Below are 18,729 nucleotides of genomic sequence, written 5' to 3' on the forward strand. Positions count from 1 at the left end.
GGCTTACGCCACCTCGCGCTCCGGCGAGGACGCCTGCTCGCGGGCCATCGTCGTTGCCGTGACATAGTCGGTCTTGCCGGTGCCGAGCAGCGGCACCTTGTCGACCACCATGATCGCGGCGGGCACGGTCAGCTCGGACGCGCCGATCGCCTTGGCCTGGCCCTGCATCGCGCTGCGCTCGGCGGTCTTCTCCGTCGTCAGCAGCACGATGCGCTCGCCCTTGCGCTGGTCGGGGATCGACACGGCGACCGAGCCGGCCTGCGGCCACAGCGTCGCCGCGATGCTTTCGACCGCGGACAGCGAGACCATCTCGCCTGCGATCTTGGCAAAGCGCTTGGCGCGGCCCTTGATGGTGATGAAGCCGGCCGGGTCGATTGCGACGATGTCGCCGGTGTCATGCCAGCCTTCCGCGAGCACTTCGAGCACGCCGGGATTTTCGGCCCTGAGGTAACCGAGCATCACGTTCGGTCCGCGCACGGAGAGGCGGCCGCCGTCCTCGATGCCGGGGACCGGATCGAGGCGGCTTTCCATCAGCGGCGACAGGCGGCCGACGGTGCCGGGACGGTTGGCCATCGGTGTGTTCATCGCCAGTACCGGCGCCGTCTCGGTGACGCCATAGCCCTCGAGGATGCGGATGCCGTAGCGCTCCATGAACACCTGCCGCGTGCGATCCTTGACCGCTTCGGCGCCGGCGATCACGAGACGCAGGGTGCGGAAGTCGTAAGCATGCGCCGAGCGCGCGTAGCCGGTGAGGAACGTGTCGGTGCCGAACAGGATGGTGGCGCCGGTCTGGTAGATCAGCTCGGGCACGATCCTATAGTGCAGCGGGGACGGGTACATGTAGATCGGAATGCCCGCGAGCAGCGGCATCATCATTCCGCCTGTCAGCCCGAAGGAGTGGAACACCGGCAGGACGTTGAACACCTTGTCATTGGCGTTGGCGTCGACCCGCGCCAGCGCCTGCGCCGCGTTGGCGAGGATGTTGCGGTGGGACAGCACGACGCCCTTGGGCGTGCCTTCCGAACCCGACGTGAACAGCACGACGGCCGGATCGTTCGCCTGGCGTGCGACACGCGGCGCGGTGCCTGCGAGCAGGCCCTTGATCTTGTCGGCCACACCGATCGAGGCGCGGACGTCTTCGAGATAGACAATTCGGGCCTCCGCGGAGATCGCGGCCATCAGTTTGTCGAGCTTGCCCTTCTCGATGAAGGCTTTCGAAGTCAGTACGGTCTTGACCTGCGCGGCCTTCATGGCGGCGAGGACGTTGACCGGACCGGCCGAGAAGTTGAGCATCGCCGGCACGCGGCCGATGTTCTGCAGGGCCATGAAGACGACGGCGACGCCCGCGGAGTTCGGCAGCAGCACGCCGACATTCTCGCCGACGGCGGTGCCGTCTTCCAGCTTCCGGCTCAGGACCTGCGCGCCCAGGATCAGCTTGCGATAGGTCAGCTTGGTGCCGAGCGCGTCCTCGACGATGACCTTGCCGGTGTCGCGGTCGCGATAGGCGTGTCCGAGCGCTTCGAACAGCGAGTGATCGAGCATGGCGTTCTTGACCAGAGCGTCGATCATCACGTCCTGGAGTGCGGCGCCGGCGGCATTGCGGCGCGCCTTGCCCTTCAGCGCCGGGTCGACCGGCAGCTTGACCGGCGGCAGGATCGTGACCGTCACCCGCGGAAACCACGAGCGCTTGATCTGGCTGCTGTTGAGATAGCTGAGATGCGAGCGCTGCGCGCCTTCGATGCGAACCGGCACGACCACGGCGTCGGCCTTGTCGGCGATCATCGCGGTGCCATCATAAACCTTCATCAGCGAGCCGGAGACGGTGATGCGTCCTTCCGGGAAGATGACCACCGGCTCGCCGGCGGCAACCAGCTTGATCAGGTCGCGCGCGGCCAGCGGCTTGGTGGGGTCCATGGTGTAATGCTTCACCACCCGCAGGAACGGCTTGGCCCACCAGGCCTTGGCGATGCCGGTATCGACCGCGAAACTCGCGTCGATCGGCAGCACGGCGTGCAGCAGCGGGCCGTCGATCAGGCTGACATGGTTCGGCGCGATCAGCATGCGCGTGCCGGATGGCGGCAGGTTCTCGAGGCCGCGGATCTCGGTGCGGAACAGTGCGCGGAACAGCAACCCGCCGAAATCGCGCACGCCTTCCTTGCCCCATTTCGTCAGCACGAACCACACCGCGCCGAAGCTGGCGACGCCAAGGCCGAAGAAGATCCAGCCGACATGGAGGCCTGCGGCCTGCAGCAGCGCGACGAACAGCGAGCCGACCACCATGAAGGCAGCCTGTAGCACATTGCCGGCCGCGATGATGCGGGCGCGCTCGGAGGGGACCGACCAGGCCTGGACTGCGGCGAAGGAGGGGACGACGAACAGGCCGCCGCCGAATGCGAAGGCGACGAAGTCGATCAGCATGCGCAGGCCCGCGAACGAGGTTGCGAAGTCGAGCGCGGTGATGTCGTGACCCTTGGTGGTCACGCCGATGGCCCAGGCGAGATCGAGGCCGGCAAACCCCATGATGATGGCGCCGATCGGCACCAGGGCGAGGTTCGGGCGAACGTGGCTCAGTTGCGCCGCGAACAGCGAGCCGATGGCGATGCCGATCGCGAAGATCGCAAGACACAGCGTCACCACGCCTTCGGTGCCGCCGACGACCTCCTTGACCAGCGCCGGCAGCAGCGACAGCACGATGGCGCCGACCAGCCAGAACCAGGAGACGATCACGGTGCCGTCCCACAGACGGTGGTCGGCGTGCAGCGTCTTCAGTAAGCCGAGAGTCGAGGTCCAGGGATTGGCATCGACGGGCAGATCGGGCGCGGAGGGCGTGGTCTGCGGAATGCGGGAAGCGAAAGCCCAGGACAGCAGAGCCAGCACCACCACGGCGGATGCGACCCAGCCCATATGGGCGGAGCCGGCCACGAACTGGCCGCCGGCGACGGTGCCGAGCAGGATGGCCATGAAGGTCGCGCCTTCGACCAGCGCATTGCCGGTCGCGAGCTCGCCGAGCTCGAGCTGGTCCGGCAGCATGGAATATTTCACGGGGCCGAACAGGGCGGCGATGATGCCGAACAGCGCGAGCGCTGCGAACAGCAGCGGCACCGAGTGCAGGAAGAAGCCGGCGGCGGCAAAGCCCGCGGCGAAGATCTCGGTGAATTTGAGCCGCCTTGCGACGACGGATTTGACGTATTTGTCGGCGAGCTGTCCGCCGAGCCCGGACAGGATGAAATAGGGGAAGATGAAGACGGCGCCTGCCACCGTCACCAGCGCGTCGCCGTGGCCGGTCGCGGCACTGTAAAGCAGGATGATGACGAGTGCGTTCTTGAGCACGTTGTCATTGAGCGCCGAGAAGAACTGCGCCCAGAACAGCGGCGCGAAGCGGCGTGACGACATCAATTCCCTGATCATGACTAGTCCTGTTTTGGAAAGGCAGCCTGAGGTTGCTTCGTGGGCGGTGAAAGCGTCACGACCGGAAGGGAATGGGACGAACGATTGCAGAGTGACGATGGTCGTCGGCCTGCTCTGTCCCCTCGATCCCTCCGATCCTGTTGGTCTCCAAATGGTCTCGTTAGGTTCGCAAATTTCCGGTTGCGGCCGCGTCGGCTTTGGACGGAAGGGCCGCGCTGACCCGGATATGCGACGGGCCGTGAGCAAAAACTGAACCGCACCGGTAAGGCCCGCGACATCGGCCGCGAATGTCGGAAAATGGTAAGTCCTTCATTGCGGCCTTTTCTTGCATTCGAACCGCTTCGCGGCGGGTGCCTCAGGTGAGGTGAGCGAGGTGGCGAAAGGGGGAGAAGCGACCAAGCAGGCTGAACCTGCGGCCTTCGCGACGGGTGCGGCCACGGTTGGCGCGCCACATCCGGAAGGTCGCGCGACGCTCAGCGAGCACGCCGGCAATGTCGCAGGCATTGGCGATGCGATCGATCGGCGCCACCGCGCGCTTGAGGATGGCCCGGCCGAGCCCGGTCACGAGGGCTGCGGCGTCGTCGACGAAGGTGGTGGCAATATCAACAGCGAGGGTTTGCATTTTGCAGGTCTCCGGGTTAATTTGAACAATGTTCACATGAGTAGCTTGAAAATGAACAATGTTCAAGAAGAATCGCTGCGCGACCAAAAAAAAATTCGGCGACGGCTCCTGATCCTGGAGATCGCCCGCACCAGAATTTCTTCTAAGGGTTTGAGATCATTGAAGGTTCGTGACGTCGCCGAAGCCGCCGGCTGCTCGGTCGGCAGCGTCTATAACGAGTTCGGCGACTTCGACGGGGTGATCCTGACCGTCAATCGGGAGACCGTTCAGGCGCTCACATCGCGGCTTGCCGGGGTTCCGGCCGAGGATCCGGTCCGCCAGCTCTACGGGCTTGCCGAGGCCTATCTCGAATTCTTTGCGGAGCACGCCAATTTGCTGCGTTCGCTGTTCGAGCATCGGATGGAGGACGATCGCCCCTATCCGGACGACATCCTTCAGATGGTGATGGACGCCTTCGCGCTGATGCACCCGCCGCTGGTGCGGCTGCTGCCGGAAGCGGATGACGTGAAGATCGCGCTGTTGTCGCGCACCCTGTTCTCCGCGGTGCACGGCATCATCTCACTCGGTCTCGAGGAGCGCATGGTGGCCGTGCCGCCCCAGTTGCTGCGCCAGCAGGTGGAGCAGTTCCTCGACGCGCACCTTGCGGGCCTCGGGATTCTGCCTTTGCGCCGATAGGGCGGGCGGCCTCAAGCGCGGGCCGCATCGCGTGGCCGTGCTGCAACGAGGACGACGTCGGCCCGCACACCGTCGACCTGAACCCGATTGCGTCCCTTTTCCTTGGCGCGATAGCAGGCGGCATCCGCGCGCCGCATCGCGTCCTCGAGCGTGGTGTCGCGGTCGGTGATGCAGGTGATGCCGATGCTGGCGGTCACTGCAAAGCAGCGATCGTCCCAGGCGAAGCTGAACAGCTCGAGCGCTCGTCGCAGCCGTTCGGCGATGTCCGTTGCGTCGAACGGCGAGCACCGCGGCAGGATCAGGCCGAATTCGTCGCCGCCGAGCCGGGCCACCAGATCATGCGGGCGCCGGTCCTGTTGCAGGAGGCGCGAGACCTGGCAGAGCAGGCGGTCGCCCGCAAGATGGCCGCAGCTGTCGTTGACGTTCTTGAACTGGTCGAGGTCGAGCAGGATCAGGCCCAGCGAGCCTGCCGCGATATTGTCGAGCTCGCCTTGCAGGCGCGCCTCGAAGGCGCGGCGGTTGGCAAGGCCCGTCAGCCAGTCGTGCGACGCCTGCCAGGCCAGGCGCTCCTTCTCGGCATGCAGGGCATCCTCGAACGCCTGTCGTTGCAGCACCAATCGCCGCGTGTGCCAGATCAGCAGCAGGATCAGCGTCACGGCGGTGAGGATGTTGATGCTGGTCAGCGTCAATTTGATCGCGCGGGAGCCTTCGCCGAGGACGGTGGAGAAGCGGTTGGCATGCACCGTGAACTGGGTGTTGAGCTCAGAGAGCCGCGACGACAGGAATCGCAGGCGGCCGCTGTCCTGAACAGGGCCCTTCTCCAGCTCGGACCGGATGACCTCGCCGAACACGCTCAGCTCCAGCAGCATCGGATCGGTGGCCGCCCACTCGCGGATCGCTTCCTGGAGGAAGCTGACGCGGTTGAAATAGCGAAACAGCCAGATCAATCCCGGAACGTCATCGGGATGGTTGCCGCCTTGCAGGAAGCCGATGCGGGCGGCTTCGACGTCGACGGGATCTCGCTCGAGCGCCCAGCGTGCGAACTCGTCGCCGATCGGAACGGCGAGCGAGGCCTGGTATTGCGCGAACTGGCTCGGTTCGCCCGAATGCAAATAGCTATTGAGGAAATAGACGGCGTTCTTCTGCGAGCGCGACCACAGCGCTTCGCCCGCGACATAGGCGCGGACCGATGACATCACCTCGAGGCTGAATCCCGCAATCGCCGCCTGAAGCACGACGACCATCACGAAAGGCGAGACGAGCTTGATGACATGAAGGAAGCTGTGTCCCTTCGTCGACGCCGATGTCCTGCGAAACACCCTTAGTTCCCCAAATCGATCAACGACCCCAGCGGAGCGTTGCGCCTGCAACGTCAAGTAGAAGGGATGGTTGCTTAACTCGACCTGAAAGACGCGGGGGACTGCGCCGTAGGGTGAAGGCGTCGTGACGTGGATGCGCGCAGATCGCTTCAAATACTGAGGAAGCGGAACTGGCGCGGTATTGGCGAACCAATGCCGCGCATTCGTGGCGTGCGGTTTACCCGATCGAGAGAATTGCTAGACCAGCACCGGCTTGCGCACGCGGCCGACGTCGCCGAACACGCGCAGGTAACGCTCGATCTCCGAGGGGAGGCCGGTTGCCTTCTCCGGATTGTCGGAGAGCTTGACCGCCGGATGGCCGTCGACCGACGACACCTTGCAGACCAGCGAGATCGGATCGAGATTGAACGAGCCGTCCGGGGCGCAGCCGACGAAGTCGTTGGTGAGGTTGGTGCCCCAGCCGAAAGAGAGCCGCACGCGGCCGGTGAAGTGGTGATAGGTCTCCTCGATCGAGCCGACGTCCATCGCGTCGGAAAAGACGAGCAGCTTGTCCCTGGGGTTGCGGCCCTTCTTCTCCCACCAGGCGATGATCTCCTCGCCGGCCTGGATTGGCGGCGCGCTGTCGGGGCGGAAGCCGGTCCAGTCGGCGACCCATTCCGGCGCATCGCGCAGGAACGCTTTCGTACCGAAGGCGTCGGGCAGTGCGATCAGGAGGTTGCCGCCGTAGGTCTGACGCCACTGGTCGAGAATGCGATAGGGCGCCCAGCGCAACTCCTCGTCGTCCTTGGCGAGCCCGGCCGCGACCATCGGCAGCTCGTGCGCGTTGGTGCCGATGGCCTCGAGGTCGTTGTCCATCGCGAGCAGCACGTTGGAGGTGCCGATGAAGGAGGAGCCCAGGCCTTCCTTCACCGCCTCGACGCACCAGCGCTGCCAGAGAAAGCCGTGACGCCGGCGGGTGCCGAAGTCGGAGAGCCTCAGGTTCTCGAGCTTGCGCAGCCGCTCGACCTTGGTCCACAGCTTGGCCTTGGCGCGGGCGTAGAGCACGTCGAGCTCGAAGCGGCCGCGGCCCTTGATCGCCGCGCGCGAGCGTAGCTCGTTGAGAATCGCGAGGGCCGGAATCTCCCACATCGTGGTGTGGGTCCACGGCCCGTGGAAGTGCAATTCGTACTGCCCCTCGACCTTGCGCAGCTCGTATTCGGGCAGGCGGAATTCGGCCAGCCAGCGGATGAAATCCGCCGAGAACATATGGGTCTTGCCGTAGAAGGTGTTACCGGCGAGCCAGATCAGCTCCTTCTTGGTGAAGCGGATGGTGCGGGCGTGGTCGAGCTGGGCGCGCAGCTCGCCCTCGTCGATGATCTCGGCGAGCCGCACATGGCGCGAGCGGTTGATGACCGAGAAGGTCACCTGCTGATTCGGGTAGTCATCCCGAATCATCTGTAACATCAATAGCTTATAGAAGTCGGTATCGAGCAGGCTGCGGATGATGGGATCCAGCCGCCAGCTGTGATTGTAGGTCCGGCTCGCAATATCGGTCACTGTCATGGCCGAATTCTAGCGTGGCGGTCCGCGCGCAACCAGTGGGTTTGGCGAAGGGCGGCCTGAATTTGGGAAAGGCCTGTTGGAAGGCTGCCTCCCGTCACCGCCGGCCCGTACCGGAAGATGGCTTCGGCCTGATCCGGCAACGACGCCGAGCATCCTGATATCGAGGGCGGTGCGAAGACGCGCCTATCCGCGGCCGCTGCGCGCGCAGCTGATTGCCTCCGCGAGCACGTCGCGGTCGCCGATGTGATTGGCGAGCAGCAGGATCAGCCGAGCGTTCATGCGCAGCGCTTGCTCTTCGTTCAAATCCCGCTGGCTGCCGATCAGTTCGGCATAGAATCCGTCTGGATCGGCGATATTCGGTGAGCGGTTGAGCATCATGCCGCAATCTCCTTCTGCCGTACGGCGTCTTGAGCAGTAGCGCGCAACAGCGCCGCGGAGATCTTTCCTTCGTCGAAGCCAGCCCAGCGCGCGGCGACATATTGGTCGGGCCGGAAGAGGTATGTGGTGCCAGTCGACGTGCCGTAGCGACTCGCCAGAACACCCCTGGGATCATCAATGTCACGCCCGACACGGATGACCCGTGCCGCGATTGGCCCGACCTCGATCCGCTCGTTGTCCACCGCTTGGTCGAATGTCACGACGACGAAGCCCGCGCCAAGGCAGTTGAGAAACCAGTCGGGCTTGCCGCCAATCGTCACCGGAGCGTCCGCAGCGTTGGTGCCGGGCCGCATCTCGCCGTCGAGCAGGCTGTCGTCCAAGGTATTGAGGGGCGAGGTAACGTAAGGTGTCGGTGTCGACAGCCGGCCGCTGTTGACCAGTGGGCGCGCAAAGCCGTGATGCTGCGCGAGTTCGAGCACGGCGTCGCGGAAATGGCGGCTTACCTTGGTTTTTGGTGTGATGAAGTCGGTCGCTCGCGTCGAGTTCAGGATGTTGTCATCGGCGGCGTATGCGCGTTCGTCGTGATAGCTGTCGAGGAGCGCCTCCGGCGCCTCTCCACGCAATACCATAGCGAGCTTCCAGGCGAGATTGTCGATGTCCTGCACGCCGGTGTTGGCGCCGCGGGCACCGAACGGTGAGACCTGGTGTGCAGCATCGCCGGCAAACAGCACCCTGCCGTGGCGGAACTCGTCGATCCGCCGACAGGCGAACTGATAGATCGAGACCCATTCGAGCTCGAACTCCGTATCCTCGCCCAGCATCGCCTTGATGCGCGGGATGACCCGCTCCGGCCGCTTCTCCTCGTCGGGATCTGCGTCCCAGCCGAGCTGGAAGTCGATGCGCCATATGTCGTCGGCCTGCCGGTGCAGGAGCACGGACTGCGCGGGATGGAACGGCGGATCGAACCAGAACCAACGCTCGGTCGGGAAATCCGCCTTCATGGCGACGTCGGCGATCAGGAAGCGGTCCTCAAAGTACTGCCCCTTGAATTCGGCGCCTACCATCTTGCGCGTATCGGAATTGGCGCCGTCGCAGGCGATCACCCACTGCGCCTCCATAGTGAAGATGCCATCGGGCGTCTCCACCGCGAGCTCGGCATGATCGGCCGCCTGCTTGAGGCTGATCAGCCGGTGCTTCCAGCGTAGATCGATGAGTGGGCTGGCGCGGCACCTGGCGACCAGAATCTCCTCCAAATGATATTGCTGGAGGTTGATCATGGCGGGCCACTCGTGGTCGCTCTCGGGCAGGAGGTCGAACTGGTAGGAAAGCTCGTCGCGAAAGAATACCTTGCCGACGTTCCAGCTCACGCCGCGTTCGACCATGGGATCGGCGCAGTCGAGCCGGTTCCAGATCTCCAGCGGGCGCTTGGCATAGCAGACGGCGCGTGAGCCGATGCTGACGGTATCGTTGTCGTCGAGCAAAACAACCGGCTGGCCGCGCGCCGCGCAATCGAGGGCCGCGGTGAGCCCAACGGGACCTGCGCCGATGACGACGATCGGGTGCCGTTTGACGATGCCCTCGGCCTGTTCTTTCGAGCGCAAATAGCCGAACTTCGGATAGATGTAGTTCGTCATGTCCGGTTCCTCGCGAGTCGTGCCGAATTCAATGCGCGTCCTGAAACTCTTTCTCGTGCATCCAGGCGTTATGACGTGGCGGACGCTTGGTGCGTGACCATTCCTCGACCATCTCGTGCGCGACCGATTTCATGCGGTCGATCTGGTCCGGCGTGGCGGTCCAGGCTGCGATCTCGAGGCGGTGGCCGCTCGGATCGCGAAAGTAGATGGACTTGAAGATGGTGTGGTCGGTGACGCCGACGACGTCGAGGCCGGCAGCTTCCGCGCGCGCCCGGGCTTCCTCGAGCTCGGCGAGGTCCTTGACCTGAAAGGCGATGTGCTGGGTCCATTCCGGCGTGTTGGGATCGCGGCCCATGGGCGGCGAGTTCGGCAGCTCGAAGAAGGCGAGGATGTTGCCGTTCCCTGCATCGAGGAAAATGTGCATGTACGGATCGGGTGCCTTGGTGGAAGGCACGCGATCCTCGGCGATCGCGCCGAGAAGATCCATGTTCAAGACCTTCTTGTAGAACTCGACGGTTGCCTTGGCGTCGACGCAGCGATAGGCGACGTGATGGATCTTCTCGATTTTCATGGCGGCGTCACTCCCTTTGATGGTTGCGGAATTAGTATCAAATGTTACAATCTCCTGGGTTGATCTGGATCAATCTGCCCGGAAAACTTTTGGAGGAATGCAAGCCAGGGACTGAGCGGCATGGCGGGACGTTTGCGCGAAGCACGAAATAGGGCAGCGGGTCCGGCGCAGGATGCCGGCACCGAGCTCGATCTGCAGCAGTATTTTCCGTATCGGCTGGCGCGTCTGGCCGAACAGGTGTCGCTGGCCGTGGCCGAAGTCTATTCGGAACGCTTTGCGCTGACGCGTCAGGAATGGCGTGTGCTTGCCATTCTTGGCGCGCGGACCCAGATTGCGACCAAGGAAATCGGGCCGCTCACCACGCTCGACAAGATGCAGGTCAGCCGCGCCGTCCAGGGACTGGAGACGCGCGGCATCGTCAGCCGAAAACATGCTTCTGATGACCGTCGCGAGCTGATCGTTTCGCTGACGTCAGCAGGCCGCGCGCTTTTCCGCAAGATCGTGCCGTTCGCGCTGGAACGGGAGACGAGGCTGCTTGCCGTGCTGACTTCGGAGGAGGTCGAGGTTCTCGACCGCGCGATGCGCAAGCTGTCGGCGGAATTGACCTGAAGTTCGGACGTTCCCGATTCTGCCGTTCATGCTCCTGCGGCGGTCTCTGCTACCGTCTCGAGCTGGTTCCTGATCCAGCGATGGGCCGGGTCTTTCTGGTAGCGCTGGTGCCAGACCATGAACATCGGCAGCTCGGCCAGGGTCCGAGTGCCCGAGGCCAGCGGAATTCGGGCATGTGCGAAGCCCTGCATGACACCGGACGCGAGCAGGCTCGGCATGCTCGCGAGCATCTGCGTGCCGCGCAGGAACGACGGCACGCCTGAAAAGCTCGGCACGGAGATGGCGATGTCGCGGTGGAAGCCGTTGGCCGCCAGCCGGCGGTCGAAGTCGAGCCGCTCATTGTCGGTGTAGACCACGGTGATGTGGCGCGCTGCGAGATAGGCGCTGCGACCTGCGGGCGCGGTACGTGCCTTCGGGTCAAAGTAACAGACGTAGTGGTCGCTCAGCACGCGCTTCTGCACGATGTCGACGCCGGACGGCGGCAGCGGCGTGATCATGAGATCGCATCGGTTCTCGCGCAGCATCGCGGGTGAGGGTGACTGCGAGGGGATTACCCGCAGGTGCAGGCTCTTCACCTGTTCGCTGACATGGCCGAAGAAGCGCGGCAGCAACAGGTCGCGCTGGAAATCGTTGGCGGCGATCGTCAGCGAGAGCTGGGCCTGCGCCGGCTCGAAGCTGACGCCGCCGGCAAAGCTGCGCATCTCGTCGATCAGCGCACGCGCCTTCGCCGCGAGGGCCTGGGCGTGCGCGGTGGCGACGATGCCGCGGCCGGACTTGGCGAACAGCGGATCTCCAGCGATCCGCCGCAGCTTGTTCAAGCTGTGGCTGACGGCGGATTGCGTCAGGCCGAGCCGCGTTGCCGCCGCCGTCACCGAGCCTTCTTCCAGCACGGCGAGGAACAATTCGAGGGCATGGCCGTCGAGGGCCAAATGATCGATTTTTTTCATGGAATTCATTATAATCGATCTATTTATCTTGAGAATAGGTGGCGGCATTATCGTTCAATAAGCCGCGCACCCGGACCCCGGGATGCCCTAGGGAGAGACAACGCCGATGAATGCCCAGGCGACAGCCTTGCAGGATCCCCGCCTCAACCGCCCCGAGCCGCTCACGCCGCCGCTCGGCGACGGCGGCTTCTTCCAGCGCGACCGTTCCATCCATCCGCCCGCGTATGCCCCCGGCTACAAATCCTCGGTGCTGCGCTCGCCGCGCCAGGCGCTGCTGTCACTGGAGAATTCGGTCTCGGAAATCACGGGACCGGTGTTCGGCCACAACGATCTCGGCCCGCTCGACAACGACCTGATCCGCAACTACGCCAAGGACGGCGATCCTGTCGGCGAGCGCATCATCGTCCACGGTCGCGTGCTGGACGAGACCGGCCGCGGCGTTCCGAACACGCTGGTCGAATTCTGGCAGGCCAATGCCGGCGGCCGCTACCGGCACAAGAAGGACACGTATCTGGCGCCGATCGATCCGAATTTCGGCGGCTGCGGCCGCGCGCTGACTGACGACACCGGCTATTATTATTTCCGCACCGTGAAGCCGGGTCCTTATCCCTGGCGCAACTTCGTCAACAGCTGGCGTCCCGCCCACATCCACTTCTCGGTGTTCGGCTCAGGCTTTGCGCAGCGGCTGATCACGCAGATGTATTTCGAGGGCGATCCCCTGATCCCGGTCTGCCCGATCCTGACGACGATTCCGGACAAGGATGCGCTCGATCGCCTGGTCGCGCCGCTCGACCTCAACGCCTCGACACCGTTCGACTCGCTCGCGTACCGCTTCGACATCGTCCTGCGCGGTCAGCGTTCCACCTATTTCGAAAATCGCACCGCGGGGAACTGAGCAAATGCCGCAGCCGCTCAACTATCTCAAGGAAACCGCCTCGCAGACCGCCGGCCCCTACGTCCACATCGGCCTGATCCCGGCCATGGCCGGCTTCGATATCTTCGAGAAGAACTTTTCCAACGTGCTGGTGACGCCGAACACCCGGGGCGAACGCATCACGCTGGAAGGCAAGGTGCTTGACGGCACCGGTACGCCGCTGCGCGACGTGCTGCTGGAAATCTGGCAGGCCAATGCGGCCGGCCGCTACAACCATCCGGCCGACCGCTCGGCCGGCGCGCTGGAGCAGGAGTTTCGCGGCTGGGGCCGCGCCGGCTCCGACTTCGACAGCGGGCTCGTGACCTTCGAGACCATCAAGCCCGGCGCCATCACCGACAAGGCAGGGCGCAAATGCGCGCCGCACGTCAATGTCTGGATCGTCGCGCGCGGCATCAATATCGGTCTCAACACGCGGCTCTATTTCTCGGATGAAGAGGCTGCCAACGCCGGAGACCCCGTGCTCAACCTGATCGAACAGCCGGCCCGGCGCAAGACGTTGATCGCAACGCGAAGCGAGCGCGCCGGCAAGGTCGTGTATTCCTTCACGATCAATTTGCAGGGGCCCGAGGAGACCGTGTTCTTCGACGTCTGAGAGTCGTGCGGCCTCCCGCAGGATCACTCCACCTGGTCGCCGCGATCGATCGCTACGCGCGCGAGGAATTGCGGTAACTGGCGCATCTCGCGCGATCCCGGCCGATTGGCCGGATCGCGCCCCACTTTTGGTTTCAGTTCTGCTAAATCAATGAATACGTCCGCCTGTCGGCGCAGGTCGTCGGCGACCATGGCTGGCTGAGTGGAGAGTATGGAGACGACCGTTACGCGGACACCGCGGCGCTGCAGCGCTTCCACCAGCGAACGAAAATTGCCATCGCCCGAGAACAACACGATCTGATCGACGTGCTCGGCGAGCTCCATCGCATTTACGGCGAGGTCGACATCCATGCTGCCCTTCACCTTGCGGCGGCCGGTGATGGCGTCGACGAATTCCTTCGTGAACTTGGTGACGACGGTGTATCCGTTATAGTCGAGCCAATCGATCAAGGGGCGGATCGACGAATACTCCTGATCCTCGATGAGGGTCGTGTAGTAGAAGGCCCGCAACAGCGCACCTCGGCTTTGGAATTCGCCGAGCAGACGCCTATAGTCGATGTCGAAGCCGAGCGCCTTGGAGGTGGCATGGAGATTGGAGCCATCGATAAAGAGTGCGATCTTCTCAATCGAAGACATTATACGTAAATCTCCAGTTGCACGCGAAAGGCGGCCGATCCCACCGCCAGGGCGCGGCGTGTCGGCCGGAAAAACAATGAAGGCACCGATGGCTTGCCGAAAAAGCAGCGCAGACGACCGGACAGGGGCGGCCGTCTTGCGCCCAGGTTAGGGAGGATCCAATGCCACCAGCGCCAGGGCGCCGAATGCAGCCAGGCTAAGGCGCGCGCATTCCCTACTCAATTGTACTGAGGTAAAGGGCCTCTATCCAAAGGATAGGGCCCGATATACGAAGGTAAGTGGCAGCGCGGGCAACAAAGGCCATTGCGGTTCCCAGCGTGGCCTTCGACCATGGGCGCGGCTGTTCGATCGGCTGATGTGTCAGCCTTCATCACCATGCAGCCGGGTGCGAAAGGCGCGCGGCGATAGCCCCGTGGCGGCGGCATAAACGCGGCTGAAATAGGCGGGGTCCTCGAAGCCGAGCGCGTAAGCGATCGTCGAGACCGGCAGGTTGGTGTAGACGAGGTTGCGCCGCGCCTCGCGGATCAGGCGGTTGAGGATCAGGTGAGAGGCGGTGTCGCCGGTCGCCGCCCGCGTCACCCGGTTGAGATGGGTCGGCGTGATCGACAGCGTGCCTGCGTAGTCCGCGACGCTCCAGCGTTCCAGATGATGCTGCTCGAGCAGCGCCTCGAAGCGGCGGAACAGGCCGGATTCGGCAGTGCCATTGCCACCGGTCTCGCTCGTGAGCGCGCGGGCCACGAGCCCGATCATGGCTGCGGACAAGGCGCGCAGCACATGTGCGCGGCCGAAATCGCGGGCGGCGTGTTCGGCGAAGATCTGCTTCATGGTGGCGCGGATCTGCGGCGTGCCGCGCACCACGCCTGATTGTGACAGGGCCCCGCGCAGGCCTTCGGCGGCGAGCAGCGCCTCGTCCAGAATCTCCGCCGCGATGGTCAGCACCCAGCCTTGGGTCTCAGGCACGAAGCGGAAGCCGTGGACGTGTCCGACGGGTACGTTGACGATCTGCATCGGCTTCAACGGCACCACGCGTCCGTCGAGCGTCGCCTCGCCGCCGCCGCGCTCGACCAGCAGGACCTGATGCAGCCGGGCATGGCGGTGCACGGCCAGGGTCCAGTCGTGAAGTACGGAGCGGGACGCGATCGTCTCACAATGCACGACGTCGGGCAGGTCGCCGGACTCGCCGAACAGATTGTAGACCCGGATCGCGGGGGCAGGGGCGGCGCTTTTCATGTTCGAATAGTACAAGACAAAGACGAAACCCTCCATCGGTTTGCGCGGCTGAATCTGCAAAAAAGTGCCGACGGGAGGACGCGAAAATGAAAGTTCAGGTCTGTATCATCGGTGGCGGGCCGTCCGGGCTGCTCTTGTCCCAGCTCCTGCATCTGAAGGGCATCGACACGGTCGTGCTGGAGAAATACAGCCGCGACCACGTGCTGGCCCGGATCCGCGCCGGCGTGCTCGAGCACGGTTTTGCGAAACTGATGCGTGAGGCGCAATGCGGCGAGCGGATGGACCGCGAAGGCGAGATCCACCGGGGGTTCGAGATCGCCCATGACGGGGTGCTCTCCCACATCGATCTGCACAAGCACTCCGGCGGCAATTCGGTGCTGGTCTACGGCCAGACCGAGCTGACGCGCGACCTCTACGAGGCGCGCGACCGCCTTGGCGGCAAGGTCGTGCACAATGCCGAGGACGTGACGCCGCATGATCTCGCGTCGGACCGCCCCTACGTGACGTACCGCTCGAACGACGAGATCGTTCGCGTCGATTGCGACTACATCGTCGGCGCCGACGGCTTCCACGGCGTCAGCCGCAAGTCGATCCCAAAGGACGTGCTGCGCGAATACGAGAAGGTCTATCCGTTTGGCTGGCTCGGGGTGCTGTCGCGCACCAAGCCGGTCTCGTCCGAGCTGATCTATGTGAAGCACGAGCGCGGCTTTGCGCTGTGTTCCCTGCGTTCACAGGTGCTGAGCCGCTACTACATCCAGGTGCTGCTCACCGACAAGGTCGAGGACTGGTCGGACGACGCGTTCTGGGCCGAGCTGAAGCGCCGCCTGCCGGAAGAGGTCGCCGGCCGCTTGATCACGGGGCCCGCGATCGAAAAGAGCATCGCGCCATTGCGCAGCTTCGTCGCCGAACCGATGAGCTATGGCCGCCTGTTCCTCGCCGGCGATGCCGCCCACATCGTGCCGCCCACCGGCGCGCGCGGGCTGAACAGCGCCGCCTCCGACATCTACTATCTCTATCATGCCATGCTCGCACATTATCAGAGCGGCGATGATTCCGGCCTCGAAGGCTATTCCGCCAAGGCGCTGGCGCGGATCTGGAAGGCGCAGCGTTTCTCCTGGTGGATGACGATGCTGCTGCATCGCTTCCCCGATCGTCTCGACTATGAGGATCGTCTTCAGCAGACGGAGCTGGAATATCTGTTCTCGTCCGAAACGGCGCAGCGCCTGCTCGCGGAGAACTATGTGGGCCTGCCGTTTTGAGCGAGATGATCGCGCAACACGCGATGCTGCCCTCCCTTCTCCCCTTGTGGGAGAAGGTGGCGCGAAGCGCCGGATGAGGGGTATGTCTCCGCGAATTCAAGTGAGAGTTGGATGCGCCGAGAGAAACCCCTCACCCGTCTCGCCGCCTTGCGGCGAGCCACCCTCTCCCGCAAGGGGAGAGGGGAAGCTAGCGCTCTCGGCTGACGCGGCTACTTCCCTTCGAGCGTGTTGACCGGTGTCCATTCCAGCGGCGGTGGATTTGCGACAAGCGCTCTCGCGCGCTTTGCAAACATTGACGATGGCGGATCGACCTTGGCTAGCCGGTCGAACGCATCACCCGCCTTCGCGAACTCCCGTGCGCGCCAGCAGGCCAGTCCTTCCGCATACAACGCCGTCACCTTCTTCTGCTCGGCACTCTCCCCGTCTCTCTCCGCCAGCGGCTCGAACACCTTGATCGCCTCGCCGCGGCCCTGCACCCTGATTGCGTCGAGCTCGCGCCAGGCGAAGGCGTCACCTGTCTGCGCCACCGTCGCCTCCGAGGCCATGATCGCGGTGCCGTAATATTTGTTCGCACCCTCGAGCCGCGAGGCGACGTTCACGGTGTCGCTCATCACGGTGTAGTTGAAGCGGCGGCGGGAGCCGATATTGCCGACCACGGCTTCGCCGCTGTTGAGCCCGATGCGGTGCGACAGGCCGTGGCCCGCGAAGGCGGCGTTGTTGGCGTTGAGGTCCGCCAGCTTTTCGTGGCACTTCAGCGCCGCGCGGACGGCATTGCGCGCGTGGGCGGGATCGTCGGCCGGCGCGCCGAACATGGCGACGATGGAATCGCCGATATATTTGTCGACATAGCCGCCATGGCCTTCGATGATGTCGGTCATGGCGGAGAGATATTCGTTCATCAGCGTGACCAGCTCGCCCGGCGTCATCGTCTCTGCGATCGAGGAGAACCCGCTGAGGTCGGAGAAGAACATGGTGACGTTGCGCATCTCGCCGCCGAGCGCCGGCATCTTGCCGGACGCGACCATGGTGTTGATGACTTCAGGCGCGAGATAAAAGGCGAAGCTCTTGCGCAGAAAACGCTCGTCGCGATCGGCCAGCATGAAGCGGTAGCCGATCATCATCGCGAGCGCGGCGAGGCTCGCGAGCGCGGGTTCCGTCAAGGGCAGCGCCAGGGCATGCACGAACGCTCCGACGGCCACGCCGGCGTAAACGGCGGTGAGGGCGAGCCAGGCGATCACCGCGCCGCCGGGTGCGAGCATGCAGGCCGCGCAGGCGATGATCGCCGCGAACGCAATCGTGAGGATGGTCCGCGCCGGAAAGCCGAGCTCGGTCACGGCGTCGCGCTCGATCAGGTTTCGCACGACGGTGGCATGCACGAACACGCCGGCGATATCGCTGCGGGCCTTCTGCGCGGTACCCGCCGAGGCGGGCAGGGCGCAGCGCGGCGCGGGCGAGCCGTCATATCCGCCGGAAAGCCGCATCGAGGTGAGCTTACGGTCCTCGAAATTGAGGACGGTGCCGAGCAGGACGACCTTGCCCTCGAAGGCGCGGCGGAAGAAGTCGCGGTCGCCCTTCTCGACGCAGGCACGCAGGTCGGCGAAGGAATAGGCCGGGATGTCGCGGCCCATGGCACGGTAGTTGAGCGTCAACGTGTTGGGGATCGCGCTCGGGATCGTGTAGCCGGACAGCTGCATCGCGCCGGATGGTCCGGTCCCGGGCGTCGTGCCGAGCGCACGCGCGGCGAGCTCGACCGCCATCGCAGGGACCGGCTTGCCGTCGATGGCAAAGCTCAGCGGCATCCGCCGGATCACGTCGTCGGGGTCGGTATGGACGTTGAGGGCGCGGATATTGTTTTTCACCGCCAGTTGCTGCGCGCGGTAGGGCCTGTCCGGATGGTCGTTGCTCAGGATCTCGCCGAGCACCAGCTTGCCGCTGTCGGAGAGTTGCCGGAGTGCGATGAGGTAGTCCCGGTCAAAACCCTTCATGCGGCTGCCGAGTGGCGCGTCGCCGAAGGGAATCTCCGACTGCTCGATCGAGCTGGGAAAGATGACGTCGAAGCCGATCACCTTGGCGCCGCCCTCAGTGATGCTTCCGAGCACGCGGCCAATTTCGCGCGTCCAGGTCAGCGTCGGCGATCCCTTGAAGGGCGGAGTGTCGTAGGTCTCCCCGTCGATGGCCACGACGACGACCGGCGATGTCGCGGGATCGCGGCGGTCGCCGACCAGCTTGCCGCGCATCGCGGTGAGGATGTCGAGCGACAGGCCCTGCAGCGTCTGAAGCGGCGGAGACGTGAAGACCGCGCCCGCGAAGAGCGCAATCAGGATCGCTGCAACGATGTCCCGCCTTCCGATCCGCCGCATCGCCCCGTCGCAAG

The 18,729-nt window shown here is 64.4% G+C and carries 16 protein-coding genes; 5 read left to right on the top strand and 11 right to left on the bottom strand.

The annotated features are described in order from the left end of the window. Positions 1 to 3 precede the first annotated feature (3 nt). Both ACE10W_RS08255 and ACE10W_RS08260 read right to left on the bottom strand, forming a co-directional pair. Complete coding sequence (locus ACE10W_RS08255) at positions 4 to 3,408, bottom strand: acyl-[ACP]--phospholipid O-acyltransferase (protein ID WP_304551051.1); 3,405 nt, start codon at positions 3,406 to 3,408, stop codon at positions 4 to 6. Positions 3,409 to 3,763: 355 nt separating this feature from the next. Continuing rightward, the gene (locus tag ACE10W_RS08260; RefSeq protein WP_369525316.1) at positions 3,764 to 4,030 is read right to left on the bottom strand and encodes a hypothetical protein; all 267 of its coding nucleotides are present in this window, start codon (positions 4,028 to 4,030) and stop codon (positions 3,764 to 3,766) included. A gap of 51 nt (positions 4,031 to 4,081) precedes the next feature. On the opposite strand from ACE10W_RS08260, the gene ACE10W_RS08265 reads away from it, so the two are divergent. Beyond that, positions 4,082 to 4,705: a TetR/AcrR family transcriptional regulator gene (locus tag ACE10W_RS08265; RefSeq protein ID WP_304553703.1), complete on the top strand. Its 624-nt coding sequence runs from the start codon at positions 4,082 to 4,084 to the stop codon at positions 4,703 to 4,705. Between the two features lie 11 nt (positions 4,706 to 4,716). On the opposite strand, the gene ACE10W_RS08270 is transcribed toward ACE10W_RS08265, so the two are convergent. The 5 genes from ACE10W_RS08270 to ACE10W_RS08290 all read right to left on the bottom strand — a co-directional run bounded on the left by ACE10W_RS08270 (position 4,717) and on the right by ACE10W_RS08290 (position 10,149). Then, the gene (locus ACE10W_RS08270; RefSeq protein ID WP_304551052.1) at positions 4,717 to 6,024 is read right to left on the bottom strand and encodes a GGDEF domain-containing protein; all 1,308 of its coding nucleotides are present in this window, start codon (positions 6,022 to 6,024) and stop codon (positions 4,717 to 4,719) included. A 237-nt stretch (positions 6,025 to 6,261) separates the two neighbouring features. Next, positions 6,262 to 7,566 (bottom strand): nicotinate phosphoribosyltransferase, encoded by a 1,305-nt coding sequence (gene pncB / locus ACE10W_RS08275; RefSeq protein ID WP_060910765.1) that lies wholly within the window; start codon positions 7,564 to 7,566, stop codon positions 6,262 to 6,264. Positions 7,567 to 7,749: 183 nt separating this feature from the next. Beyond that, entirely contained in the window at positions 7,750 to 7,944 is a 195-nt protein-coding gene (locus tag ACE10W_RS08280; RefSeq protein ID WP_011085116.1) for a DUF2783 domain-containing protein, read from the bottom strand. Continuing rightward, positions 7,941 to 9,578, bottom strand: coding sequence for an FAD-dependent oxidoreductase (locus ACE10W_RS08285; protein ID WP_304551054.1), 1,638 nt, complete (start codon positions 9,576 to 9,578; stop codon positions 7,941 to 7,943). Before ACE10W_RS08285 ends, ACE10W_RS08280 begins: the two co-directional genes overlap by 4 nt. 28 nt (positions 9,579 to 9,606) lie before the next feature. Next, positions 9,607 to 10,149 (bottom strand): VOC family protein, encoded by a 543-nt coding sequence (locus ACE10W_RS08290; protein WP_011085118.1) that lies wholly within the window; start codon positions 10,147 to 10,149, stop codon positions 9,607 to 9,609. Between the two features lie 120 nt (positions 10,150 to 10,269). Between ACE10W_RS08290 and ACE10W_RS08295 the strand changes: the two genes are divergently transcribed. Further along, a complete protein-coding gene (locus ACE10W_RS08295; protein ID WP_011085119.1) occupies positions 10,270 to 10,758 on the top strand; it encodes a MarR family winged helix-turn-helix transcriptional regulator in 489 nt (162 codons plus the stop codon). Positions 10,759 to 10,784: 26 nt separating this feature from the next. Here ACE10W_RS08295 and ACE10W_RS08300 read toward each other — a convergent pair whose 3' ends face one another. Continuing rightward, entirely contained in the window at positions 10,785 to 11,714 is a 930-nt protein-coding gene (locus ACE10W_RS08300; RefSeq protein ID WP_028174284.1) for a LysR family transcriptional regulator, read from the bottom strand. Between the two features lie 97 nt (positions 11,715 to 11,811). Here ACE10W_RS08300 and pcaH point away from each other — a divergent pair, with 97 nt between their 5' ends. Further along, entirely contained in the window at positions 11,812 to 12,600 is a 789-nt protein-coding gene (pcaH, locus tag ACE10W_RS08305) for a protocatechuate 3,4-dioxygenase subunit beta (RefSeq protein WP_161536164.1), read from the top strand. A gap of 4 nt (positions 12,601 to 12,604) precedes the next feature. After that, the gene (gene pcaG / locus ACE10W_RS08310) at positions 12,605 to 13,231 is read left to right on the top strand and encodes a protocatechuate 3,4-dioxygenase subunit alpha (protein ID WP_028174286.1); all 627 of its coding nucleotides are present in this window, start codon (positions 12,605 to 12,607) and stop codon (positions 13,229 to 13,231) included. A 23-nt stretch (positions 13,232 to 13,254) separates the two neighbouring features. On the opposite strand, the gene ACE10W_RS08315 is transcribed toward pcaG, so the two are convergent. Further along, a complete protein-coding gene (locus ACE10W_RS08315; RefSeq protein WP_304551055.1) occupies positions 13,255 to 13,866 on the bottom strand; it encodes an NYN domain-containing protein in 612 nt (203 codons plus the stop codon). A 360-nt stretch (positions 13,867 to 14,226) separates the two neighbouring features. Further along, complete coding sequence (locus ACE10W_RS08320) at positions 14,227 to 15,132, bottom strand: helix-turn-helix domain-containing protein (protein WP_304551056.1); 906 nt, start codon at positions 15,130 to 15,132, stop codon at positions 14,227 to 14,229. 50 nt (positions 15,133 to 15,182) lie between these two features. Between ACE10W_RS08320 and pobA the strand changes: the two genes are divergently transcribed. Next, positions 15,183 to 16,355 carry a 4-hydroxybenzoate 3-monooxygenase gene (gene pobA / locus ACE10W_RS08325; protein ID WP_304551057.1) on the top strand — a complete coding sequence of 391 codons (1,173 nt, stop codon included), beginning with the start codon at positions 15,183 to 15,185 and terminating at the stop codon, positions 16,353 to 16,355. Between the two features lie 209 nt (positions 16,356 to 16,564). On the opposite strand, the gene ACE10W_RS08330 is transcribed toward pobA, so the two are convergent. After that, positions 16,565 to 18,715 (bottom strand): adenylate/guanylate cyclase domain-containing protein, encoded by a 2,151-nt coding sequence (locus ACE10W_RS08330; protein WP_304551058.1) that lies wholly within the window; start codon positions 18,713 to 18,715, stop codon positions 16,565 to 16,567. Positions 18,716 to 18,729: the final 14 nt, after the last annotated feature.

This window comes from Bradyrhizobium sp. B025 (assembly GCF_042257955.1).
GTDB lineage: Bacteria > Pseudomonadota > Alphaproteobacteria > Rhizobiales > Xanthobacteraceae > Bradyrhizobium > Bradyrhizobium diazoefficiens.